This is a genomic window from Corynebacterium sp. HMSC059E07 (assembly GCF_001814395.1).
Classification (GTDB): Bacteria; Actinomycetota; Actinomycetes; order Mycobacteriales; family Mycobacteriaceae; genus Corynebacterium; species Corynebacterium hesseae.
In genome coordinates, this window is record NZ_KV816333.1 from 108,798 (window position 1) to 132,033 (window position 23,236).

The following is a 23,236-nucleotide window of genomic DNA, read 5'->3' on the forward strand; positions in this document are numbered from 1 at the left end:
ATGATCGGGGCTTTTTAGCTAGCGGGAGCAGACGGTGGTGAGGTCCTTTTCCTCGTTGGCGTATTGCTCCATGGCGTCGTACAGCGCATCCGCGTAAAGATGTGCGCCTTCGGGGAGCGGGTGGACGCCGTCGTCGTAAAGCATGGCCGGGTTCTCCTGGGCCATGCCGCACCAGTCTGCGATGTAGACGTTGTCGTGAGCAGTCGCGGCGTCAATGATTTCGGCGCGTGCCTGTCCCATCCAATCGCGCTCGCCGTAGGGCAAGACGAGGATCAGCGTGCGCTCGGGGCCGACGATGTCGATGAGCTCGTCCATCTGGCCCTCAAACGTAGCCCCGTTGGTTCCCAAGCCCACAAACACGGTAGAGCGCAACTGCCCGGAATCCTTCTGCGCCTTGATGACGGGAAGGGCTGCCGAATAGTGGCGGGAGATCGTGGCGTCGATGCTAATGCCCGGGAAACGCTCATTGAGAGCCTCGGAGGCAGCGAGCATGACGGAATCACCGATAGCACTAATCTCGTTTCCAGTGGGAAGCGCACGCTTTTCCTTCGGCTTCGTGGTCTCGGAAGGCTTTGCGGGGACAGACGATGACTGTGCCGGGGCAGAATTCTCCGCCTGTTCGTTGGACAGCGCCATGCGCTCGAGCTCGCGCTCCAGTTCGCTCTTATCCTCCGAAGTCACCAGCGCGTAGCCCACGCCCAGTACGGAAAGAACAACGAGGACGGGAACGGCAGGCCACATGGCCTTGCCAAAACCATCTTTGACCTCTTGCGCGCTGGGGCGTGCAGCCCAGTAGGCGTGCCACGTAGGGCGGAATCCGGCGCGGCGGAAGGGATTTTCTACAAACTGGTAGGTCACCTCAGCCAGCACGCAGCTCAGCGGAAGCGAAAGGAGGCCTAGGAGCCAGGAGGGGGCGTCGGACAGCGCGTGGACAATCATTACCACCGGCCAGTGCCAGAGGTAGAGGGAGAAGGAGCGCTGGCCCAGCCACCGCATCACACGGGTGCGGAAGATCCACGTGAGGGGACCAGATTCGCGCACCACTGCCCAAATCATTGCCGCGCCGAGGACGCTGGTAAGGACGAGGCCGCCGCGGTAGGTGAAATCCCGATCTGCGCCCATCCACACCAATTGCGCGAGGTAACCAACTAATGCGAAGGAACCAACGGTTCCGGCGAGTATGCCCTTGTTTGCGGCCGGCCAAGAATCCGCGTCCATGTCCTTGTCAGTGGAGGTCATGAGGAGGGACAGCATCGCGCCGATGAGGAGACCGAACGCGTGGGTATCGGTGCCGTAGTACACACGCGTGGGATCCTCGCCTGGGCTATAGAGCAGTGCCATGGCGACGGCCGACGCACATGCGAGGATGAGCGATACGGCGATGGGCAGGCGCTTGGGCTTGCGGCGGGAAATGGCAAAGACGCCAAGCATCAACAGCGGCCAGATCAGGTAGAACTGTTCCTCGACAGCCAAGGACCAATAGTGGGCGAAAACTTGTACTTCATTAGGCGCAAAATAGGTTTGGCTCGTGGCGATTTGGGTCCAGTTGTTGACAAAGAAGAACGTGCCCAAGAATTGCTCGCGGATGCCAACGGCCAGGTCCCCACCAATGAGCGCCACTATCGCCGTGCATATGGACAGGACTATGAGCGCGGCCGGGAGGATTCGCCGGAAGCGGCGGAGCCAAAAGCCTTTGAGGCTGATGCGTCCAGTGACGTTGAACTCGCGAACAAGCAGCGAGGTGATGAGGAACCCGGAAAGGACAAAGAACATGTCCACACCGAGGTAGCCGCCGGGGAGAATATCCCCGAAGAAGTGGTAGATCACCACGGCGAGGACCGCTAGACCGCGCAGACCATCCAGGCCCGGCACTTGGCGCAGGCGGGCACGCGCACGGCGCTTTGAGCCAGCGGGGGCAGTGGGGGCAGTGGGGCCAGAGGCGGCTGCGTTGCGGGCGGACGCAGAAGCAGCTGCTGGAGCTGCGGCGGCTGTGCCCGCCGCGACGGTTGCGGTTGCAGGGGCGGCTGCAGCGGCGGCAGTGGGGGAAGCCTGTGCTACTCGCCGCTTTTCTGATCGGCGTTTTTCCTGCTTGGCGCTTAACGCCCCGACGGATTGCGAGCGGCGGGCCAGAGCACGCGAAATCTCGTTCTCGGTGCCGGTTGAAGCCTTCTTCTCAGGCTGCTTGGAATCCCCAGTTTCTTTGCTCTTTTGGGGCGTTGTGGTTTCCCGGGGCTTTGCGGCCGCCTCGGTCTTTGTCTCCTCGTTGGCCTTTGCAGTCGCCGGGGCTTTCTTGGGTTTCGGGGCCGTCGCGGCCTTTTCGGCTCCTTCTTGCCGCTTGGGGTGTGCTGGAGCCGGGGAAGGAGACTGTGCTTTGTCGCCGTGTGCAGGTGGCTGCTTCGCAGCGGGCTGAGCTTGTGATGGCTTGGTTGTTGAAGCCTTGTCGGCGCTGGGCGTTGCAGGTGCCTGGCGTCGTTGGGCGGGGGCCTGCGGGTTCGGATGCCGTGGAATGGCCCGACGTGGGCCGCGCCGACCGGTCGAGGCTACTTCGGCTTCCTCACGGGCCTTAACTAGTTTGGCCTTTTTCACTGCCGAGGCTTTGGGAAGTGCATCCGGAGTCAGATCTAGAGTGAAGTCTTCAGCCGAACGCGGGCGTACGCGGCCAGGCCGAGAGGCAGGACGCTGGGTATTACGCGGGCCACGCCCAGTGGGTGCCGGTGGAGTCTTAGGGGTGCTTGCCTTAGCAGGCTTATCGCTCGCTGCAGGCGCGGTGGACTGAGCAGGTGGCGGGGACTGAGAAGGCGTAGCAGGCGCAGTGCGCGCGGAAGTTGCAGCGGGTGAAGGCGAGGTAGTTTTCGAGGAATCCGCCGAGGAGGACGGAGCGGGACTCGATGCAGACGACTCGCCCTTTGCCAAACGTGACATCATCGACCGCAAAAACTTCTTCACTACACACTCCGCAGGTAGACACCGGGGTTCGGGTACTGAGGCTCAGTAACCCGAGTAATCCTACTCTGTGCATACGGGCTACTCGGGCAAGGCTGCGGGGGAGCGTGTTAGGTGCGCAAAAGCTGGCGTAGTACGGTGCTAACCCCGTTGTTGGTATTAGCTGGGGCGATGATATCTGCAATTTCCTTCAGCTGAGGATGCGCGTTTTCCATGGCCACAGCCGTCCCGGCGGCGCGCAGCATCTCGAAATCATTGAGGTAGTCACCGAAGGCCACAGTGGCTGCGATCGGAATACCGGCGAGCTCAGCGAGCTTAGTTAGCGCCATACCTTTTTCCACGCCGCGGGCCATCACATCGAGCCAGACCTTGCCGGATACGGCGACATTGTCCTCCGGGACGGCGCGGACGATGGGATCGTAAATGTGCGCCTCAGTACCGGATTCGCAGAAAATAGCAATCTTGATGATGTTGCTATCCGGCACTGCATCCAAGTCATCGACCCAAGTGACCGCCTTGTAGTACTTTGCAATCTCTGTACGTGCCGCGTCTGACACATCCCGTGCAACGTAGGCGGTCTCCGGGGAACATAGAACTACGGTATGTTCCACACCGATGGCCGCAGCAGCCTCTCGTGCCGCGTGCACGGTGGATTCCGCAAGCGGGAATGCCGCGATGATCTCACCGCCGCGCATGATGACCGAGCCGTTTTCGGCGATAAACGTTTCGCCTTTCGGGAACATGTCCTTCAAGGTGGCCAGTTGGCGCCCCGAGGCCGGAACCAGCTCGCAGCCGCGGGCAGTGGCCAGGTCCTGGAGCTCCGAAAAGTCTGCAGGGAGTTGGCCATGCGCGTCGAGGAGCGTGCCGTCCATATCAAGGGCAACAAGTTGTGGGAGCAAGTAAGTCACACCAATCTAAAAGTGTTGAGCTAGAGGCAGGGAGCCATGTCCAACGTAGCGCCAAGAAATAGGTGGCTGAAACTTTTGTGATATGGAACACTGGTGCGCATGACTACGACTGATCCAGTACTCGTTTCCGTGCGCAACCACACAGGAGTCCTCGAACTCAACCGGCCGAAGGCCCTGAACTCTTTGAACCCGGACATGATTGACATCATCCGCCGCTCCCTCGAAGCGTGGGCACAGGATGACGACATCGAGCAGGTCCTTATTTACTCCAACAGTCCCAAGGCATTCTGCGCAGGCGGTGACGTGCGCCACGCGCGGGAGGGAATCGCGGAAGGCAAGCTGGAAGAGGTTGATGCCTTCTTCGCCAGCGAGTACCTCACCAACGGCGATATCGCCGAGTTTCCGAAGCCCTACATCGCCGTCATCGACGGCGTCGTCATGGGCGGTGGATTGGGCATTTCCCTGCACGGTTCGCACCGCGTGGTGACGGAAAAGGCCTTCGCTTCGATGCCGGAGATGAATATCGGCTACGTCACGGACGTCGGAGTAGCTTATGCGGCCCAGCGCATGGTGGGCACTCGCGGTGTAGCCTCGCCGGGTTTGGCAAAGTTTTGGGGTCTGAGCGGGTACCGCATGTATGCCGCGGACATGCTGTGGACGGGCGTGGCAACCCACGTGGTCAAGGATGCGGCCGAGCTGATCGAAGCCGCTATCGAGCGCGGTATTGATGCCGCACTGGAAGAGCTGGCCCTACCCGCGCCACAGCAGCCAGCACCGCTCGAGCAGGTGGCTCAAGACCTGGAGGAGACCTTCGCGCTGCCCACGTGGGAGGAGATTTCCGCGGAGCTGGACAAGCGCCCGCAGATCGCCGGCGAGGTGCGTCGCCTCATGGCAGCCGCGTGCCCAGCCGCCATCATCGCGGCCAATGAGCTCTATGAGGCGGAAGCCGCTGTCGACGATATCCGTGAGGCGCTCCTGCTAGAACTCAAACTGGGCATGCATATGTACCGCCGCCCCGACTTTTCCGAAGGCGTGCGTGCGGTACTGGTGGACAAGACCCAGGACGCAGCGTTTAACCCGGCGACCACGGAGGACGTTGACGTCGAAGAATTCCGCGCGGTGCTGAGCTCCTAGCGGTTATATAGGGCGTGCCCGCTGGTAAGCGGCGCGCGCCCGTTGCTCATCCACTCCCGCCGGCACCGCAACATTGAGTGTGGCCTGCGCGGCGGCCCGTGACGGCGCGGGCAGGTGAAACGCGGGGGCGTCGGATAACGCCAGCCCTTGGCGGCCGTCGGGTAGCTGCACTGGCAGCAGGGTCCACAGCCCCAGAATTGGCATGGCTAGCTGCGGCAAGCGCAGAGAGTGTGCCTCGGGGATGGGTACGCGGGCGCGAATCAGTTCGGGGATGGCATTGTCATATCCGAAGCGGCGCAGGTTCGCCGCGGCGTGGGCGGACATGGAACCGGAGAGCTCGTCCGCCCATGCCCACGTAAAGGTGTTCGTTGTGGCGTTGAGGGTGGCGATGAGATGGGAGGGAACCGTAAGCGAACCATAATCAGAGTTCACCACGGTGCGCGACGTGTCAGGGTCAAGGTCAGCCCACAGGTTGGGGAATCGGGCCTCCAGGAAGAAATTGTGCTCGGTGGCCATAAAGTGGGCGTCGGCCAGCACATCGCGTGCGCTGAGCCCGCCGCGGCCCAAGGGATGGGGGAGAGCCGTGATCCGGGCGCCGTGGAAGTGCGCGAGGCCTTGTACAACATCTGGTGCCACGCCCACATAGGAGGCGAGCTCGGCGGTGGCGAGGTGTTCGTCGACGCCTCCCTCAATATCCCCCGTATGCTCAAGCCCGGCCAGGATGCTGACACGGGGATCGGGGTGGATCTCCGCGAAGTTGACGGCGACGAGCGCCTCGCCCTCGCCCTGCGGGACGCGGATGACTGGGCGGTCACCCACGAGCCGCCGCGCCAAGCCGCGGAGCAGGGCGGAATCGGGTTGCGGGCCGTGGAACTCCGGTTGCGGCGCGTGTTCCGTCAACCCCGTAGACCAGTGCAAGCGGCCATCCTGGATTGTGGCTAGGCGCAGGCCATCGAAGTCATAGGTCCCAGAGGCGGTAGTAAAACGCACCACTGCGCGCTGATCGGTGGCGGGCTCGGAGTCGGAAGATGCAAAGTTCACCTCAACGTCGCGCACGTCGCCCAAGCGTGAGGAGAACGCGGCGTCGATGCCGGCTTGAATGAAGGCGCCAGCGGAGTACAGGTCCTGGGCTGAGTCCATTAGTGCTCCTTGACTTGGTTTTATTCCCTGAAGAAGGGATGCTCGATAGCCTCCTCATAGGCCTGAAGGAGGGCTTGGGTGGATTCTACCCAGGAATACTTTTCGGCTTCGCGGCGGGCGGCAGCACCCATCGACTCCCGACGCGTGGCGTCACGAAGAAGATTGACGGTAGCGCTGGCCCAGGCCTCATCATCGGCATCGGGTTCGATGAGATGTCCTGTAACGCCTTCCTCAATGACGAAGGGAATACCGCCGGCATTCGTGCCGATGACCGGCACACCCGAGGCGAAGGACTCTAGCGCCACAAGGCCCAGTGTCTCCGTGGCGGAGGGGAAGAGGAAGACATCTCCGACAGCGAAGGCAGCGGCGAGCTCCTCGCCGGACAAGTAACCGGTGAACACGGTGTGCGAAGGATCGAAGTTGGCCTTGAGCTCCTCCAGCGCAGGGCCATCGCCGACGACGGCAAGGCGGGCGTCACCAAGCTCTGTCCGCACCAGGTGCATTACGTGGTCGAGGCGCTCCAAGTCCTTTTCCTTGGAGACCCTCCCGATATAAGTCACCAGCGGGGAATCCGGGTGTCCACCGGTGAGGCGCTCGCGCATCTGCGCGGTGGCGCGGCTGGGGTGGTAGGCCTGCGTATCGACAGCCTTGGGCCACAGGTGCACGTTGTGGATCCCCACCTCCCGAGCCTTATCCACCATGGGGCCTGAGGTGCATAGGTTCACCGCAGCCTGGTTGTGCAGGTACTTCAGAGCGGCCTCAGTCAGCGGGCGGGTCCACCCGATGCCCAGTGCATCGACGTATTCAGGCACGTTGGTGTGGAAGCTAGCCACCAGCGGCACGGCATCGCGCTGCGCGGCAAAGACACCGAGCGCTGCTGTCCAAATGGGATTGACCGCGTGGATGACATCGGGATCGAAATCCCTGATTTCCTTGAAGAACTTCCACGAGGGCAAGCCGAATTTGATTTCCGGGTAGACCCACAGCGACAAGCTGGGTATGCGGGTGACCTCAAAACCAGCGTAGGAGTCAGGGGCCTTGCCCGTGGCAAAAATCCGGACCTCATGGCCCATCGCGGCCAGCTGGTCCAGAGTGCGCGTCAGGCGCGTGACCACGCCGTCGATCTTGGGGAGGAAGACCTCGGTAACGATTGCGATGCGCACGGAGGACTAGGCCTCCGTGGAGGGGACGCCGGCGTGCTGCTGGCGCGTCCACAGCGATTGCGCCGGAATCTTGGAGCGGTCAGCGCGGTCGGCGTACTTGCGTGCGACTTCCTCCACCTCGTGCAGCAGCCCTTCAGACAAGGTGGTCGGTTCCAGCCCCAGGTTGAGGAAGGTGTCGTTGGTGACGTGGAGCTCATTTTCCGCGGATTCCTTGCGCGGGTTCGGCACGTAGGCCACCTCTGCGCCAGAGATCTTCGCAACCAACTCCGCTAAGTCACGTACGCGGTGGGTTTCCGTCATCTGGTTGATGATCTTGACGCGCTCACCGCGCGCCGGCGGGTTCTGCAAAGCTAGCTCGATGCAGCGCACCATGTCCCGGATGTGGATAAAAGCGCGGGTCTGGCCACCGGTGCCGTGCACGGTCAGTGGGTAGTCGATGCCGGCTTGGATGAGGAAGCGGTTGAGCACCGTGCCGTAGTCACCGTCATAATCAAAGCGGTTGATAAGGCGCTCGTCCTTCTGGGTCTGCTCCGTGTGCGTGCCCCAAATGATGCCCTGGTGCAGATCGGTGATGCGCAGCTCATCGTTCTTGGCGTAGTAGGCAAACAGGTGCTGGTCCAGCACCTTCGTCATGTGGTAGACCGAGCCCGGGTTGGAGGGGTACAGGATCTGCTGCTTGACGACGCCCCCCTCACCCGCATCCACCTGCACGTCCAGGTAGCCTTCCGGGATCTTCATTCCGGCGGTGCCGTAGCCGTAGACACCCATGGTTCCCAAGTGAGCGACGTGGATATCCTGCTCAGATTCCACGATGGCGGCGAGCAGGTTGTGGGTGGCGTTGATGTTGTTATCCACCGTGTAGCGCTTGGTGCGCGAATTTTTCATGGAATAGGGGGCGGCGCGCTGCTCAGCGAAGTGCACCACGGCATCCGGACGCTCAGTGTTGAGGAACTCGAGCAGGTCGTCGTAGTCCTGGGCCACGTCGAGGTTGCGGAAGCCAATGGTCTTGCCGGAAACCTCGGTCCACGCAGCCAGGCGTTCCTCAATGGAGGCGATGGGTGTTAAGGATTCCGCGCCCAACTCCTCATCGATGGCGCGCCGGGAGAGGTTATCCACGATGATGACGTCATGGCCTTGGTCGGAGAGATAAAGGGAAGCGGGCCACCCACAGAAGCCGTCTCCGCCGAGAATCGCTACCTTCATTACTTATCTCTCCACATCACTGTCGGGGGCACGAGCTACGGCGCCGCCGACGATGGGGAAACCCCGTCGCGGCGGCAAGCACTTTTCAATACCTTACCGTTGACGGCCCTCACATGAGGGCCCTTAACGGTAAACAGTGAGTGAATGTTTCCTCGGGCTGCACCACTAGAGCAAAGCATGGTGCAGGGCGCAGGAGGCTCGGTGTCCAGAGTAAGTTCTGCAAACGCGCCCTGTACACTGGCCCGCATGCTTGAAGCCGTGCTCAATGCCTTTGCCGATTCCGTCAACGCCCTACTGATCGGAATCCTGGTGGCTATCGGCATCATGCTTCCGCGGGGGAGCTACCGCAAGATTGCGGCCCTCGTCATCGTCGGCGATTGGTTCGGTGTGCTCACCGCAGCCGCCGTGGTGATGTTCGTATTCGTCGGTATCCAGGACAAGGTTGCCGCGGCCTTGGAATCGCCTCTGCTGGGGTGGGGGCTGGTAGTCATTGGCCTTGCTCTGGGACTTCTAGCCTGGCGCTCCCAGGGCGAACCCAACGATATGGTGCAGAAACTGCTCGGCCCGCTGCGCACTCCTTCGGCTAAGACCGTTGTGGTGGGCTATGCCATGGGCGTTATCCAGTCCTTGACCTCCGTGCCCTTTTTCTATGGCCTGATGCACCTAGCGGCCAGGGACTTTAGCAATACCGTTAAGTACGGTGGCCTCTTTTTCTACGCCACGTTTGCGCTCTCGCTGCCGACGGTGTGCGGATTATTCATCGCCCTGGTGCGGGCGAAGCCACAGTCCTGGGCCGGACGCGCCTTTGCGTGGGCCCGGGAGAACTCCACCACCGTGGCATTGTGGAGCGGCTACGGCGTGGCCGCTTTCCTGGTGGTCATGGGCATCTTCGCTCTGCTTTAGGGGCTTGCCTTCAAGGCGACTCGGCAGCTGTCCTAGCTTCGCGGTGGTGGAACTGCCCTAGTTGCCAAAATTCTGGCCAGATCGTGCGGCAGGCTCGGGAGTTTTGGCAACAACGGCAGTTGCGACTGCTAGTCGTAGAGGACGGCGTCGAGAGGGAGGGCGTCGCCAAGCAGCGCCTGATTTTTTGAAATTTCGACGTAGCGCGCGGCGTGCGGTATGAAGGCGGCGGATTCCTCAGGGCTCAGCTCGCGCCGCACCTTGGCTGGAACCCCGGCGGCTAGTGTGCCGGCGGGAATGTCCTGGCCTTCGAGCACCACCGCGCCGGCGGCGATGAGAGAGCCAGGGCCCACGGTGGAGCCGGAGAGCAAGGTGGCTTTCATCCCGACGAGCGTGCCCGCACCCACCCGCGTGCCGTGGAGCATGGCCATGTGGCCCACGGTGACATCATCCTTCAGCACACACGGCTCGGTGGATTCAACGTGGATGACGCAGTTGTCCTGGATATTGACGCGGGCGCCTAGACGGATGGAACCAACGTCCCCGCGCAGCACGGAGCCATAAAACACGGAGGAGTCAGGGCCGATGGTGACGTCACCGATGATGGTGGCATTCGGGGCGATCCAGGCGCTGCGGTGGATGCGGGGAGTGCGTCCTTGGAAGGGAAGGATGAGCATGGCAGGCTAGCTTTCTTCAGGGGTGGTTTCGATGGAGACCGCAAGCGACTCGGAGACTTCATAATCGCCGGGCGTGGCGCTGATCTGGGCCAGCATGTCCCGTTCCGCAGGGGATAGCGGGATGGCCCAGCCCCGCTTGGGATCATGGACCGGACGCTGTGCCTTCGTCGTGGGGGAAAGATGCACCGTGGTCTTAGAGCCACTTAAGCGCGCGGGCTCGCCGGAGCGCGCCACCTCACTGAGTACCTGTGCGCCGGCTGGGGAGGTAACCAGGATGATGAGGCCGCCGGCCGTGTGGACGGACAGGTGGTCTACGGAGACCTCGACGGCGTGGGGATCCGGGGAGGCCAAGCGGACGGTGGGGGAGCCGCCGAGCTTATCGACGATATCCTTTACCGCGGAAAACAAACTCATGGCGCGATCCTAGCGCGGGGGTACCATCGTGCAGTGTGATTGACGCGAAAGATACAGCACTCGTCATTGAAGGCGGCGGTATGCGCAATTCCTATACCGCCGCGTGCATCGTCAAACTCCTAAAGGAGGAGGTGGAATTCGGCTGGGTCGGAGGCGTGTCCGCGGGCTCCTCGCACACCGTGAACTTCCTTTCCCGCGATGTGGTTCGCTCCGAGGAATCCTTCGTGGACTTTGCCAAGAACCCCAGCTTCGGCGGCCTGGGCTCACTGTTGCGCGGTAGCGGCTACTTCAATGCGGAGTTCATCTACGAGAAGGCTGCGGACCAGGACATGCCCTTTGACTGGGAAGCCTTTGACGCTAACCCGGCGCAGGTGTGCATTTCCGCCGCGCGCGCAGATACGGGGGAGAGCGTGTATTGGGGGCGTGAAGACATCAAGACGCAGGAAGACCTGATGGTGCGTGTGCGCGCCTCCTCGACGCTGCCGTTGATCATGCCGATGCGCGTCATCGACGGTGCGCCGTATGTCGACGGCGCCATGGGGGAATCCGGCGGCATCCTCATCGAGCAGGCGGAGAAGGCCGGGTTTGAGAAGTTCCTGTTCCTGGGGTCGAAACCGCGTGGCTACGTGCGGCCTGAGGTGGGGCGGCCGGCGGCGCTGCGACGAATCTTCCGAAAGTACCCTGCCGTAGCGGAGGCGATGATTGCTCGGCCGGCCCGGTACAACGCCTCCAAGGGCCGGCTTCTGGAGCTGGAAAAGGAGGGGAGCGCACAGCTTTTCTTCCCGGAGGATATGCAGGTGGCATCGACTGAGCGTTCTGTGACAAAGCTGCGCTCCAACTATGAGGCTGGGCGCGCGCAGACCTATGCCGAATGGCCGGCGTGGAAGGAATTCCTCAGCAGCTAGTGAGCTCAGCGGGGTCGTGCGCGACTCACTTTTGCCAACACGGTGTGAGTCGCGCCTCCTCTAGGGAGGAGAAGCGGACCCATGCATGGAGTTTTCTGAGTGTTTTCTTACAATGATTTCCCGTGTTGGCACTATTTGATGGAAATATTTGGCTGAGCATTTTCTTTATTGCTTTGCTCGGCACGTTATTTGGCATGATTCCCTTCGGCCCGCTGCGCTTCGGCGCAGCCGGCACCTTGTTCGTGGGATTGGCCATCGGCGCCTTTATCGATCTCGACGGCACGATCCTCAGCAGCCTGCAGGAGATGGGCCTTGGCCTCTTCATCTATATGCAGGGCTTGTCTGCCGGCGAGCGCTTCTTCAAAGGCTTCTCTGAACAGCTCAAGCACATGATTACTGCCGCGATAGCGGTGGTGGGTGCTGCCGCCGTGGCACTTCTCGCGGGCGGCTGGTTGGGACTGTCGCCCTTGCTCTCCGTGGGCGTGTTCTCCGGTGCGACGACCTCGACGGCATCGCTTGCCGTGGCGCAACAGCAAACGGGCGAGGAACTGCCCGCCGTGGGCTACTCCTTGGGCTATCCGGTAGGCGTGGCCGTCGCTATCCTCCTGGTAGCTTTTCTGCTCAAGCAGTCCTGGCCGGCCACTAAGGACAAGGACAATTCCGCGGAGGAGGTCTTTCGCTCCCGGACTATTCGGGTGACCAAGGACATCACCTACGAGGAGCTGGTGGAGCGATTCGAGGATCAGTTTGTTATCGCCACGATTCGCCGCGGCAATATCCGAACCGTGGCCGGGGACCATCCGGAGATTCGCAAGGGTGACATCCTGCGCGTACTCGTGACGAAGGCGAAAAGGCACGAGCTTACCGCTGCCCTAGGCAAGCGTCAGCCTCAAGTGCCCTTCGTGGACAAGCGCTTGGTCATTGAAACCGTGGTGGTGTCGAACTCCGATATTGCCGGTCGAACCGTGGAGGACCTCAACCTCTTCAAGCGCTATGGTGGCCGCATTGTCCACGTGCAACGCGGCGATGAAGAATTCCTGGCCAGCTTCGATACGCACCTCGATGCCGGTGACCGGGTGACGGTGATTGTGGATCAAGACCGCCTGGGCGATATTCGTGATTACTTCGGTGACTCGGTTCAGGGGTATTCCCAGCTGAACTGGGTTGCTGTCGGTGGTGGTCTGTTCTTGGGCTACCTCATCGCGCTCATTGTGGTTCCGCTACCAGGTGGTGCGTCCTTTGAGCTTGGCTTTGCACTCGGCCCATTGATAACCGGACTTGTCCTCGGTGCTCTGCACCGCACGCGCCGCGTGCCCTGGAAGGTTCCGGCTTCAATCAATCTGGCTCTTCAGCAGTGGGGCCTGGTTATCTTCCTGGCTTCGGTGGGCTTGGCCTCGAGTGAGGCTTTCCAGTCCACGGCATTCTCCTGGATGGGCCTGAAATGCATGGTTCTCGCCGCCATCATTACCGTGGTTGTCGTCGTCCTCTTCGCTGTGGCTAACAGGTTCCTCGGCCAGTCAGAAACCCGCACCGCGGGCGGCGTTTCCGGCATCTTTGGCCAGCCTGCCGTGGTCGACTACGCCACAGGAATCAGCACGGATTCCCGCATTATGACTGGCTACGCGGCCACCATTGTGGTGGCGCAGATAGTCAAAATCGTGGTCATTCCGCTGATGCTCACGGTCTAATCCGCCACAAGTGTTTCGATGGTGAGCTCCGGGTGCTCCTTCTCAATGAAGGCCAGCTTCCATTTATCACCAAAGAGCGCGATGAGCTCGCCGTCGGTGCGGGTAAAGATTTCTACGCCGCGCTGGCGGCCCAGTTCGGGCGCGGATTCGGCGTCGGTACGGCGGGCCACCGAGTAGGGGATGGGCTCGGTGATGGTCTCCACGTTGTACTCGACCTCCATGCGAGCCTGCATGACCTCGAACTGCATGGGGCCCACCGCAGCCATGACCGGGGCGGCATCGCCACGCGTATCGTTGCGCAGAATCTGGACCACGCCTTCCGCAGCCAGTTGGTCCAAGCCCTTGCGGAATGCTTTGTAGTCACCCAAAGACTTCGCGCGCAGGATGCGGAATGCCTCCGGCGCGAACTGCGGCATGGGCTTGAACTGCACCTTCTTGCCCGTGTAAATCGTGTCACCAGGTGCCAAGGAACCGGCATTGACCAAGCCCACGATGTCACCCGGGTAAGCCGTATCCACGGTGTCACGCGTGCGGCCGAAGACCGTCAGAGCGTACTTAGTGGAGAAGCTGCGCCCAGACTGCGCATGGTTGACCTGCATGCCGCGCTCAAACTCACCGGAGACGACGCGCATGAAAGCCAGGTTATCGCGGTGCTTGCGGTCCATACCCGCCTGCACCTTGAAGATGACGCCCGCGAAGTCATCGGTGACCTCACGTACCTCATCGATGGCGGAGGTAGCGGCCTCGATGGCCTGCGGATCTGATTCGCGCGAGCGCGGAGCCGGGGCGATGGCGCACAGAGTATCCAGGATCTGGTGCACGCCGAAGTTCAGCATCGCGGAGGCGAAGATGAGCGGGGACGTCACGCACTGTTCGAAGAGCTCCTGGTCGTGCAGGGCGCCGTCGGCTGCCAGCAGCTCTGCTTCCTCCACGGCCGTCTCCCAAGCGTCCTCTTCCTTCGCGGCTGCATCCTCAGGCGCGTAGTGCTCCTCCGGGGCGATGGTGGAACCACCGGCGGTGCGCAGGAAGTGCACGTACTCATCAGCCTCGCCGTCATCGTTGATGTGGGCCAAGCCGCGGAAGTCGCCAGCGATACCCACCGGCCAGTACAGCGGGGTGGGCTGCAGCTGGATTTCGTTGACGATTTCGTCGACAAGCTCCAGCGGCTCTCGTCCCACGCGGTCCCACTTGTTGATCACCGTAATGATCGGCAGGCCGCGGGCCTTACACACGCGAAACAGCTTGAGGGTCTGGGGCTCGAGGCCCTTGGCGGCGTCGATAAGCATGACGGCAGCATCCACCGCCGTGAGCACGCGGTAGGTATCCTCCGAAAAGTCCGCGTGGCCCGGGGTGTCCACCAGGTTGATCATGTAGGGCTCGCCCTCGTGGCCCTCGGGCGCGTACTCGAACTGCAGGGCCGAGGAGGCCACGGAAATGCCGCGCTCCTTCTCCATCTCCATCCAGTCAGAGACCGTGGACTTGCGGTTGCCCTTGCCGTGCACCGCGCCGGCTTCGTTGATGACGTGCGCGTGAAGTGCCAGCGCCTCCGTCAGCGTGGACTTACCAGCATCCGGGTGGGCGATGACGGCGAATGTGCGGCGGCGGGAAGCTTCGGAGGCAATACTCATGCGGGCTAGTTTAGCCGCTGGCTGTTACCACTCCACATTGAGCTGGCGGCCCAAATCATCGAAGACTCGCCGCGCCACCGAGAGCTTCTTCGCAATCGGCCTCTGCAGGCCTGGCTTGCGCTTGTTGTTGTAGTACTCGCCGGAATTGAAATGGATGCCCGGGGTGCCGCTGAGGAAATAAGCAAGGTTCTCGCCGCCCTTGTCTGCCTTGCCCAAGAAATGCTTGGCTGCAGTGGTCGAATACAGCTTGCTCGTCCTACTCGTTGAGTTTTGCCCGAAGCCAGTATTCAACACGCCCGGGTGGAAGGCCACGGAGGTCAGACCGTGCGAGTCGAGGTAGCGGGTCAGAAGAATATCGCCCAACTTGGCGTTGCCGTAAGCGCGCTCCGCGGTGAATTTTTCAAAGGTATTTGGGTCACCGGGGTCGAAAGCGGAATACAGGACGTTGGCCAAAGAGGCGGTTTGCACCACGGTGGTGTCGCTGGCCCGCAGGGTATCGCGCAATAAAGAGGACAGAAGAAAAGGCGCCACAACGTTGATCTGCCACGTGCGCTCGAAGCCATCGGCGGTGGTGAAGGGGCCGTCGAACATGCCGCCGGCGTTATTGCCCAAGGCATCGATCTGCGGGTACTGGCTTAGCTCTTCCGCGAGGCGGCGAACTTGGCCCAAAGACTCGTAGTTGGCCACGTGAAAGGCCGCACCAACTTCTTCGGCTACGGCCTGCGTCTTTTCCGGGTTCCGGCCCACGAGCACGAGCGAATCCTGCGGGCGGCGCTGGTGAAGGATGCGGGCCGCGGCCGCGCCCACCCCGCTCGAAGCACCGGTAATGACGATTGTTCGAGGGTCATGATCAGAAGGCAGGTTCTTGCTCGCGCGGCTCATACTTGGACAGTGTAGGGCGTTGAGCGCGGCCGCGCCGGGGTTTATTTAGCCCGGGAATGGATTTCCTGTTGGGCCTTACTGAGTCCCTCTGTCACGATGAGGCGGGCGGCCTCAGCAGCGGTGGCGATGGTGGAATCGAGGGCAGCGCTGGCGTCGACAGGCGCGAGCACCCAGTCCGGAATGGAACCACCCTTGGACGGGCGCCCGATGCCCACACGCACGCGCAGATAATCGCGCGTGCCCAGGCGCTCGCTCAGCGACTTCAAGCCGTTATGGCCATTCTCGTTGCCGCCCTTCTTAATGCGCACCTTGCCGGCGGGTAGGTCGAGCTCGTCGTGGATGACGATGATGTTCTCTGCCGCAACCCCCAGCTGCGCGGCCAAGGGTGCGATGGGATCACCGGAGAGATTCATGTACGTGTGTGAGCGCAGCGCCACGACCTTCGTGCCCCCGAGCTCGAGCTGTGCGGCGCTGAGCTGGTGCCCGGTGACGGGTTCAAGCATGTCGCCAGATTCGGCGAGGAGATCATCCACCGCCATGTACCCCACGTTGTGACGGGTCGCGGCGTATTTCGCGCCGGGATTGCCTAAGCCGACGATGAGCCACTTAGCGCTTAAATCGGCTGGACTTAGTCCAGGGTTGACTGCCTTTTTCGTCTTCTTCGGCGCAGCCTCAGCGCTGCCAAAGAGACGGGTGAAAAAGTCACGGATGGCGGACACAACAACTCCCTTGATGGATTTTCTTTAGGCTGGGGGACCATGAGTCAACTTCTAGAGGCTATCACCTGTCCCGTCCTACCTGCCCCGATGGCCGGTGGGCCCACCACGCCTGAACTGGTTGCCGCCGCTGAGTCCGCCGGTTCTTTTGGCGCGCTGGGCCTGGGGAGCTCTTCAGTAGACGCCGCGCGGGAGGCCATCGCTGCGTGCGCCGGCACGCGCTTCGGCGTCAACCTCTTTTATCCGCAGAGGGAGCTGACAGAATCGGAGCTCGCGGCTGCACGGTCCCTTGCCGCCGAAGAGAACGCCGTGCTTGGCGACGTCCCCCTAGACTTCGGTTGGCAGGACAAGCTCGACGCCGCGCTGGATGGTGGGGCAGCGGTGCTGTGGTCGATGTTCGGGGTCTTTGAAGAAGAGGAGATTGCGCGCATCCACGCCGCTGGGGCTGAGGCGTGGACCACGGTCACCACCCCGGAGGAGGCGCAGTCCGCGGCCGCGCGCGGCGTCGATGTGTTGTGCGTGCAAGGGCCTGAAGCCGGGGGACACCGCGGTGTATGGGACCCGAGTGCGGAACCCGATCCGCGCCCGCTCAAAGAACTTGTTGCGGCGGTGCATCAAGTCACGGGCATTCCGCTCATTGCCGCGGGTGGGCTGCGCACCGCGGAGGATGTCGCCGAGGCCTTGGCGTGGCCGGGGGTAGAGGCAGTCAGCTGTGGCTCTGCCTTCTTGCTGTCCGATGAAGCCGGAACGAGTGAGCACAACCGTGGCCTTCTGCGCCGCGGCGGCCGGACGGTGTCGACCCGCGCGTTCTCCGGGCGCTACGCCCGCGGGCTGGAGACTGCCTACACACGGGTACACCCGGACCTGCCTTTGGTCTACCCCTATCTCAACGCGTTGCTGAAAACGCGTCGTGCGCAGCTCGACGCCGACGTGGACTATTGCCTCGTGGGCGTCGACGTGGAGAAAATCGGCGGGGGTAGTGTGGCGGAAATCCTCGCGCAACTACACCCAAACGGGCATGAATAGGGGTTAAGATTTACGGATGGACATAGTTTTACACCCTTTTTGACGAGTAAAGGATACAAAGTACGTGACTTCGAACGCGCACATTGGGCACGAGGATTGGAACGAGCGCCTGGAGCTGGCCCAAGAGATGATCCCGCTCATCCACCAGCTGCACCGCAATAACAACGTTGTCACCTCTATCTACGGCCGCCTGCTCATCGGTGTGACCGATATCGACATCATCAAGGCGCACCGCTACGCCCGCCGCATCGCTGAGCGCGAGCTTCCCACCGCAGAGACCCTGCCCATCCTCAAGGAACTGTGCTCGATGAACCTGGGCACCGCTTCCATCGACTTGGGCCGCCTGGCCACTGGCTTCGAGGAATCCGGCTCCGACAACCTGCGCAACTACCTCGAGGAGACCCTCGTGGATCTCGTCGGCGCTGCTGTGGATAAGGAATCCACCGACGTTGTCCTCTACGGCTTTGGTCGCATCGGCCGCCTCCTAGCCCGCATCCTCATCGCCCGCGAAGCTGCCTACGGCGGCGTGCGCCTGCGCGCTATCGTCGTGCGCAAGAAGGGCGACATTGACATCTTCAAGCGCGCCTCGCTCCTGCGTCGTGACTCCGTACACGGTGCTTTCAACGGCACCATCGCCGTCGACGAGGAGAATGAGGTCATCTGGGCCAACGGCACCAAGATTCAGATGATCTACGCCAACAACCCGGCGGAGATCGACTACACCAAGTACGGCATCGACAACGCCATCGTCGTGGACAATACCGGTGTCTGGCGCGACCGCGAGGGCCTGTCCCAGCACCTGCAGTCCAAGGGTGTGGCTCGCGTGCTGCTGACCGCTCCGGGCAAGGGCGACCTGAAGAACATCGTCTACGGCATCAACCACGGCGATATCGAGGATTCCGACCAGATCCTCTCCGCCGCATCCTGCACCACCAACGGCATCACCCCGGTGCTCAAGGTCATCAACGACCGCTACGGCGTGGTTCACGGACACGTGGAGACCGCACACTCCTTCACCAATGACCAGAACCTCATCGATAACTTCCACAAGGGTGACCGCCGCGGCCGCGCAGCCGGCCTGAACATGGTGCTCACGGAGACTGGTGCCGCCAAGGCTGTGGCCAAGGCTGTCCCGGAATTCGCTGGCAAGCTCACCGGTAACGCCATCCGTGTTCCTACCCCGGATGTCTCCATGGCTGTGCTCAACCTCGAGCTGGAGAAGGAAGCCGACCGCGACGAGGTCAACGACTTCCTGCGCAACGTCTCCCTGCACTCTGACCTGCGCCAGCAGATCTCCTACATTGCCTCCCCGGAGGTTGTGTCCTCTGACTTCGTGGGCTCTACCCACGCTGGTGTCGTCGATGGCCTCGCCACCATCTCCTCCGGCAAGCACCTCGTGCTCTACGTGTGGTACGACAACGAGTTCGGCTACTCCAACCAGGTCATCCGCATCGTCGAGGAAATCGCCGGCGCTCGCCCGGTGGTCTACCCGAAGCGCGTTGATGTTTCTGAGCTCTAAACGCTAAAACACTGCTACCGCCCGTGCTGCATGGCGCGGGCGGTAGTGCTGTTTTAGGGTCCTGCTCGGCTTGCGACCTAGCATTGCCAGGATGCTTCACGCCCACAACTGCCCGATCTGCCAAAAGTAGGGGCCGAGATCGAAAAATCTAGACTGTTTTCGTCAGATTGGTCAGTTTTAGCGGGAAGACAGCGCTCGAGTATGGAGTAAATGTCGTGCGCGCAATGTCGCGGCCACCCCGAGCACTGCGGCCAACACCACAGCGACGGCATAGCGCAAAGGTGAGTGCGCAACCAAAGGCCAGGCGGGGAAGGCGAGTACCCACAGACCGGTATCAGCCAAGACATCGCCGCCCAAGGTGACGGAGACAATCGTCCCTACGATTGTGAGAGCGATAGCGCTCACAGTGCCGAAGCGAATCACCAGAATGAGTGATACAGCTGCGATGACATAGCCCACCCCAACCGCAAGGGGCAAAGCGGAAAACTGTGCAGCGCCATCACCACCTGCGAGCGCACTGGCCAGGTATGCGGCAGCGCATACCGCCAGGATGACACACAGGAACCAGAGGAGAATTCCGGATGTGCCGAACCGTGTTTCCATATGGACCAACGGCCATGAATCAGCTACACGGGGCCAAACGAGGACCGGCAAGATACCTGCGCCGACCGGAAGCAGAAAGTAGTGAAAGAAACCTTCGACGTAGTTAGCGGGATATTGCAGGGCGACAAAGCCTAGCGCCAGAATGCTGAGCATCAAGCAAGAGAACACCGCTGGGCTAAAAGCTGCACGGTGGAGTCCTAGCAACGTGGACCACAGCGAGGACTGTGCCGCCGCACGGGGGTGGCTCGTTGGCTGCCATACTTGGGCTTCTTCCATGGTGGTATTAGCAACGTCGGCATCAGTCTGGGCCGTTGTGGAACGCGCGAAACGGTGTCGCAGCGAGAACATTGGCCGGTATCGTCGCGGCGTGTAGACCGCGGCTAATGCTCCGAGAACGGCGAGGATGACGCACAATATGAAAGCCGGTAGTGGACTGCTGGTGAGAAGTGGGTCGTGTGGTTCAAGAGGCACCGAGTTCTGGTGAATACGCAATGCGCGCAGAAGCAATCGTTGCGGCCATGCTGGGGGAAAGGCCCACCACCTGCCTGATTCGACAGTGCACGGAAGGATGCTGATTATTTGCCATAGGGCCGCGGCTACCAGCGTTAAGCCGAAGCCCAGTCGGCGGGCACAGGCGGCGGAAAGCCCGGCAATGCCAAGCGCGCCAAGGAAGGAGTAGAGCCCAGCTACGAGGATAAGTTCATGATTCTCCCGCCCCTGGGCAGCGACAACGAACCAAGAAACACCAAAGTTCAGAATATGGAAGAGCGCAAGGCTGACAATGACAACGATAAAGCGGGCAGCATTCTCGAGACGCGGGTTGAGGTTTCTCCATTGCGTTCCGCCGCTGCGAGTGATGGTCTCGCGGCGTTCTGGAATGGTAGCGAACAGCCCAGTAAGAGGGGAATACATGCCGGTAACAAACAAGGATTGCCAAGCCAAGACGCCTGTGGCATCACTGTGCACCGATGCCATAGATGAGAAGATCATCGTCATGAGGACCAGCGGTAGAGCAAGTAAAGGCAACCACTGTAAGGCGCTTCCACGGCTGCGCAGTAGTTCTGCTGAAAGGTAACTCGGGCGAGGGGCAGTAGTGTGCTTAGGCACGTGACTCTCCTTCCCGGTTGGTAGGCGCTTGGGAGGGGTGGCTCGGTGAGGTAAGTCGGAAGAATTCTTCCTCCAACTGACCACGTGGAGCTAGCTCGTGCAGGGAACCGGAATAGCGAATCGTACCCTCGGCCAAGACGGTGATGTCATGGGCAAGGTGCAGGACCTCTCCAAGCTGGTGGGAGCTGACGATAACGGTGTGCCCAGCCGCGGCTAGTTGTTGTAGTAGCTCTCGCAACTCCATGATGCCTTGGGGATCGAGGCCATTCTGGGGCTCATCAAGAACAAGTACCTCTGGATTGCCGAGGAGAGCTTGCGCTAACGCCAGGCGGGCTTTCATACCAGTGGAAAAGGATTTCGCCTTCTTGGAGCCAACGCCGTTGAGCCCTGCGATGGAGAGACCCCGGTCAATCTCGGAATCAGGAAGGCCTAGAAGTCGAGCGTGAACGCGAAGATTCGCCGAGGCAGACAGATGGCCATAAAAGGCTGGCCCGTTCACTGAGGCACCAATGCGGCGAAGTACATTGCGGCTCCATGGTTGGCCCGCCACGTTGATGGAGCCCGAGTCGGGCGGCAGGAGACCTAAGAGGATGGAGAAGAGCGTCGACTTTCCTGCTCCGTTGCGCCCGAGGAGCGCATGCACGCGGCCCGGGGAGATGCGGAAGGAAACATCATCGAGGACTCGTTGCCGACCAAAAGACTTCGAGATGTGCTCAAAAGAGATATCGCAATTCATAAAATGCAGTATCGCCGGGGCTCATCATAAAGGAATCCGCCTGCATGATGGTCTTCAGCGAGCAGACCTCCTACCGTGGTAGGAGCTTAGGCAACCCCAGCACGCTGCGCTAAGAGAACGAGGGCCACTCGGTCACGTGCGGCGAGTTTAGACATGAGCGCGGAGACGTGAGTTTTCACCGTGGTTTCTGCGATGACCATGTCGGCGGCTATCTCCGCATTTGTAGCACCACGCGCGATGAGCGAAAGCACTTCCATCTCGCGGCGTGTTACAAGACTGAGTCCTTGGCGTTCCTGGGCGCTGAGGTTTTCGCGCGTCAGCGCCGAGCGATAAGCCTCCAGCACTGGGCCGGTTACCCCGGCGGCCAGCACCGATTCTCCTTGCGCCACGTTGCGAACGGCGGTCACAAGAACCTCTGGGTCGGCATCCTTCAGCAGGAAGCCGTGGGCGCCAGCGGAGATGGACCGCGCCACGAGTTCTTCATCATTGAATGTGGTGAGCATGATGATGCGGCACTCGGGCTTGCGCTCGAGTATGGCTTGAGCCGCTCCGATGCCGTCCATGCCGGGCATGCGAATGTCGAGGATAGCCACATCAATGTGGTGGCTTAGTGCTGCTGCCACGGCATCCGCCCCAGTGGCAGCGGTTGCCGCGACCTCGATGTCTTCTTGCGTAGTGAGGATGGTAGACAACGCTGAGAGCAGCATTGCTTGATCATCGGCCAATAAGACGCGGATTCTAGATCTGCTGTGTGGCATCCTTGGTCTCCTTCATCGGTATCTGTGCGTGCAAGGAAAAGGAATGAGCATCGCCGGAATAGTCGAGGCGACCGCCGAGCGAACGAGCTCGTTCCGCTACTCCGACTAAGCCCACGCCGCTGCCCGCGACGTTGCTTGGCGTGGGATGAGGATTGGTGGAGGTGAGGGTGAGCGCGGCGGCGTCATCAAGTACAAGCTCAACCACGACATGCGTGCCGACGCCCTGATGGCGCAGAGCATTCGTCAAGCCCTCCGTGGTAATGCGCACCAATGCCATCTGCACCAACGACGGCACGGCGTATTCAGCTGGGAGGTTTGCGTCGACTTTCAGCCCAGCAGCGCGGAAGCCTTCGAGGATTCCTTCGATGTGCTCAAGTTGTTGAGCAGGCTCCAGAGCCGTGGGTCGGGGTGAGCGCAAGGCAGCGACGATTCCGCGAACCTCGCGCAGGGCGGTATCCGCATTATCGCGGATCGAAAGAAGTGCTTCTTCAGCCGCGCCGGAGTCCGTATTCGCTGCAACGATGCCTGCATTAGCCTGAACCTTAATCAGGGTGAGGGAATGGGCAAGGACATCGTGCAGTTCCCGTGCAATGAGGAGGCGTTCTTCTTCTTGTGCCTGGTGGAAGCGCTCGCGGGCTAGTATCTCCCGTTGGCGATCACGGTCAAAATACCGGGCAGCGATGAAATACGTGCTGCCCAGCACTGCCCAATGGGCCACCACCATGGCAAGGAAGGGTGTGTCTACCTCATAGCGCAGAAGGTAAGTCTCAGTGTCGATGCGCCACATGAAGGGGGAGATAAAGGTACCGAGTGCGGTGATGAGGAGGACCACCCGCGGAACCAGCCTCTGGGTGATGTACCGCGAGGTGGTGTACACGGCCATGGGGGCGGTCAGCGCCCACGGGGTGAGGCCGCTATTGGTGGGGAGCTGGTTCATCCATATGACAGCCCAGGCCAGGAGCAGAACTAGGAATCCTGTTGCGCTCACGATTGGCCTCGAGCGCCACACGAGGAAGAACGGTATGAACAGCAGCGACAAGAGAGCCTCGAGTACTTCCACCGTTCCGGAAGAGGAAAACGCCAAGGCACAATAAAAGGCCGCTACGAGCCCCGCGACTCCTGCGAGTAGCGCGTCCCCCAAATGCACCGAGGACAGGAAGGTACGCGCGGTGCGGGAAGAGCTCAT

21 protein-coding genes are annotated in these 23,236 nt (G+C 61.4%); 7 read left to right on the top strand and 14 right to left on the bottom strand.

Annotated features, from left to right (window positions below):
• Window positions 1-18: 18 nt before the first annotated feature.
• On the bottom strand, window positions 19-2,586 hold the full coding sequence (locus HMPREF2967_RS13270; RefSeq protein WP_232770825.1) for an acyltransferase family protein: 2,568 nt from the start codon (window positions 2,584-2,586) through the stop codon (window positions 19-21).
• A 226-nt stretch (window positions 2,587-2,812) separates the two neighbouring features.
• Here HMPREF2967_RS13270 and HMPREF2967_RS13275 point away from each other — a divergent pair, with 226 nt between their 5' ends.
• Window positions 2,813-2,995: a hypothetical protein gene (locus HMPREF2967_RS13275; RefSeq protein ID WP_070530609.1), complete on the top strand. Its 183-nt coding sequence runs from the start codon at window positions 2,813-2,815 to the stop codon at window positions 2,993-2,995.
• Between the two features lie 58 nt (window positions 2,996-3,053).
• Here the strand turns inward: HMPREF2967_RS13275 and HMPREF2967_RS10730 are convergent, their stop codons facing one another.
• Window positions 3,054-3,851 (bottom strand): HAD-IIB family hydrolase, encoded by a 798-nt coding sequence (locus HMPREF2967_RS10730; RefSeq protein ID WP_232770826.1) that lies wholly within the window; start codon window positions 3,849-3,851, stop codon window positions 3,054-3,056.
• Between the two features lie 99 nt (window positions 3,852-3,950).
• Here HMPREF2967_RS10730 and HMPREF2967_RS10735 point away from each other — a divergent pair, with 99 nt between their 5' ends.
• Window positions 3,951-4,985: an enoyl-CoA hydratase/isomerase family protein gene (locus HMPREF2967_RS10735; RefSeq protein WP_070565755.1), complete on the top strand. Its 1,035-nt coding sequence runs from the start codon at window positions 3,951-3,953 to the stop codon at window positions 4,983-4,985.
• Window positions 4,986-4,988: 3 nt separating this feature from the next.
• Here the strand turns inward: HMPREF2967_RS10735 and HMPREF2967_RS10740 are convergent, their stop codons facing one another.
• Genes HMPREF2967_RS10740 through HMPREF2967_RS10750 form a run of 3 tightly spaced genes read right to left on the bottom strand, consistent with a single transcriptional unit; the run spans window position 4,989 to window position 8,491 of the window.
• Window positions 4,989-6,125: a DUF6882 domain-containing protein gene (locus HMPREF2967_RS10740; protein ID WP_070686402.1), complete on the bottom strand. Its 1,137-nt coding sequence runs from the start codon at window positions 6,123-6,125 to the stop codon at window positions 4,989-4,991.
• Window positions 6,126-6,145: 20 nt separating this feature from the next.
• Entirely contained in the window at window positions 6,146-7,288 is a 1,143-nt protein-coding gene (locus HMPREF2967_RS10745) for a glycosyltransferase family 4 protein (RefSeq protein WP_070686404.1), read from the bottom strand.
• 6 nt (window positions 7,289-7,294) lie between these two features.
• On the bottom strand, window positions 7,295-8,491 hold the full coding sequence (locus tag HMPREF2967_RS10750) for an NAD-dependent epimerase/dehydratase family protein (RefSeq protein ID WP_070563427.1): 1,197 nt from the start codon (window positions 8,489-8,491) through the stop codon (window positions 7,295-7,297).
• A 246-nt stretch (window positions 8,492-8,737) separates the two neighbouring features.
• Between HMPREF2967_RS10750 and HMPREF2967_RS10755 the strand changes: the two genes are divergently transcribed.
• Complete coding sequence (locus HMPREF2967_RS10755; protein WP_070683847.1) at window positions 8,738-9,394, top strand: hypothetical protein; 657 nt, start codon at window positions 8,738-8,740, stop codon at window positions 9,392-9,394.
• A 128-nt stretch (window positions 9,395-9,522) separates the two neighbouring features.
• Here the strand turns inward: HMPREF2967_RS10755 and HMPREF2967_RS10760 are convergent, their stop codons facing one another.
• Window positions 9,523-10,068 carry a gamma carbonic anhydrase family protein gene (locus tag HMPREF2967_RS10760; protein WP_070520833.1) on the bottom strand — a complete coding sequence of 182 codons (546 nt, stop codon included), beginning with the start codon at window positions 10,066-10,068 and terminating at the stop codon, window positions 9,523-9,525.
• Between the two features lie 6 nt (window positions 10,069-10,074).
• Window positions 10,075-10,482, bottom strand: coding sequence for a hypothetical protein (locus HMPREF2967_RS10765; protein ID WP_070530594.1), 408 nt, complete (start codon window positions 10,480-10,482; stop codon window positions 10,075-10,077).
• 35 nt (window positions 10,483-10,517) lie between these two features.
• On the opposite strand from HMPREF2967_RS10765, the gene HMPREF2967_RS10770 reads away from it, so the two are divergent.
• Window positions 10,518-11,387: a patatin-like phospholipase family protein gene (locus tag HMPREF2967_RS10770; RefSeq protein WP_070683845.1), complete on the top strand. Its 870-nt coding sequence runs from the start codon at window positions 10,518-10,520 to the stop codon at window positions 11,385-11,387.
• 122 nt (window positions 11,388-11,509) lie between these two features.
• Entirely contained in the window at window positions 11,510-13,075 is a 1,566-nt protein-coding gene (locus HMPREF2967_RS10775) for an aspartate-alanine antiporter-like transporter (RefSeq protein ID WP_070683843.1), read from the top strand.
• Here the strand turns inward: HMPREF2967_RS10775 and HMPREF2967_RS10780 are convergent.
• The 3 genes from HMPREF2967_RS10780 to pth are packed head-to-tail and all read right to left on the bottom strand — an operon-like array spanning window position 13,072 to window position 16,304.
• The gene (locus HMPREF2967_RS10780; protein ID WP_070683841.1) at window positions 13,072-14,703 is read right to left on the bottom strand and encodes a peptide chain release factor 3; all 1,632 of its coding nucleotides are present in this window, start codon (window positions 14,701-14,703) and stop codon (window positions 13,072-13,074) included. The genes HMPREF2967_RS10775 and HMPREF2967_RS10780 overlap by 4 nt on opposite strands.
• 24 nt (window positions 14,704-14,727) lie before the next feature.
• Entirely contained in the window at window positions 14,728-15,585 is an 858-nt protein-coding gene (locus HMPREF2967_RS10785) for an SDR family NAD(P)-dependent oxidoreductase (protein ID WP_070683839.1), read from the bottom strand.
• Window positions 15,586-15,626: 41 nt separating this feature from the next.
• Window positions 15,627-16,304, bottom strand: a complete 678-nt coding sequence (gene pth / locus HMPREF2967_RS10790; protein ID WP_070597531.1) for an aminoacyl-tRNA hydrolase — start codon at window positions 16,302-16,304, stop codon at window positions 15,627-15,629.
• A 39-nt stretch (window positions 16,305-16,343) separates the two neighbouring features.
• Between pth and HMPREF2967_RS10795 the strand changes: the two genes are divergently transcribed.
• Window positions 16,344-17,327 (top strand): nitronate monooxygenase, encoded by a 984-nt coding sequence (locus tag HMPREF2967_RS10795; protein WP_070597533.1) that lies wholly within the window; start codon window positions 16,344-16,346, stop codon window positions 17,325-17,327.
• Window positions 17,328-17,391: 64 nt separating this feature from the next.
• Complete coding sequence (locus HMPREF2967_RS10800; RefSeq protein WP_070597535.1) at window positions 17,392-18,846, top strand: glyceraldehyde-3-phosphate dehydrogenase; 1,455 nt, start codon at window positions 17,392-17,394, stop codon at window positions 18,844-18,846.
• Between the two features lie 177 nt (window positions 18,847-19,023).
• Here HMPREF2967_RS10800 and HMPREF2967_RS10805 read toward each other — a convergent pair whose 3' ends face one another.
• From HMPREF2967_RS10805 to HMPREF2967_RS10820, 4 genes are all read right to left on the bottom strand, one after another.
• Window positions 19,024-20,445: an ABC-2 family transporter permease gene (locus HMPREF2967_RS10805; RefSeq protein ID WP_232770828.1), complete on the bottom strand. Its 1,422-nt coding sequence runs from the start codon at window positions 20,443-20,445 to the stop codon at window positions 19,024-19,026.
• 103 nt (window positions 20,446-20,548) lie between these two features.
• Window positions 20,549-21,292: an ATP-binding cassette domain-containing protein gene (locus tag HMPREF2967_RS10810; protein ID WP_070520853.1), complete on the bottom strand. Its 744-nt coding sequence runs from the start codon at window positions 21,290-21,292 to the stop codon at window positions 20,549-20,551.
• A gap of 86 nt (window positions 21,293-21,378) precedes the next feature.
• On the bottom strand, window positions 21,379-22,050 hold the full coding sequence (locus HMPREF2967_RS10815; RefSeq protein ID WP_070686406.1) for a response regulator: 672 nt from the start codon (window positions 22,048-22,050) through the stop codon (window positions 21,379-21,381).
• Entirely contained in the window at window positions 22,031-23,236 is a 1,206-nt protein-coding gene (locus HMPREF2967_RS10820; protein WP_070520859.1) for a sensor histidine kinase, read from the bottom strand. The genes HMPREF2967_RS10815 and HMPREF2967_RS10820 overlap by 20 nt, the downstream gene beginning before the upstream one ends.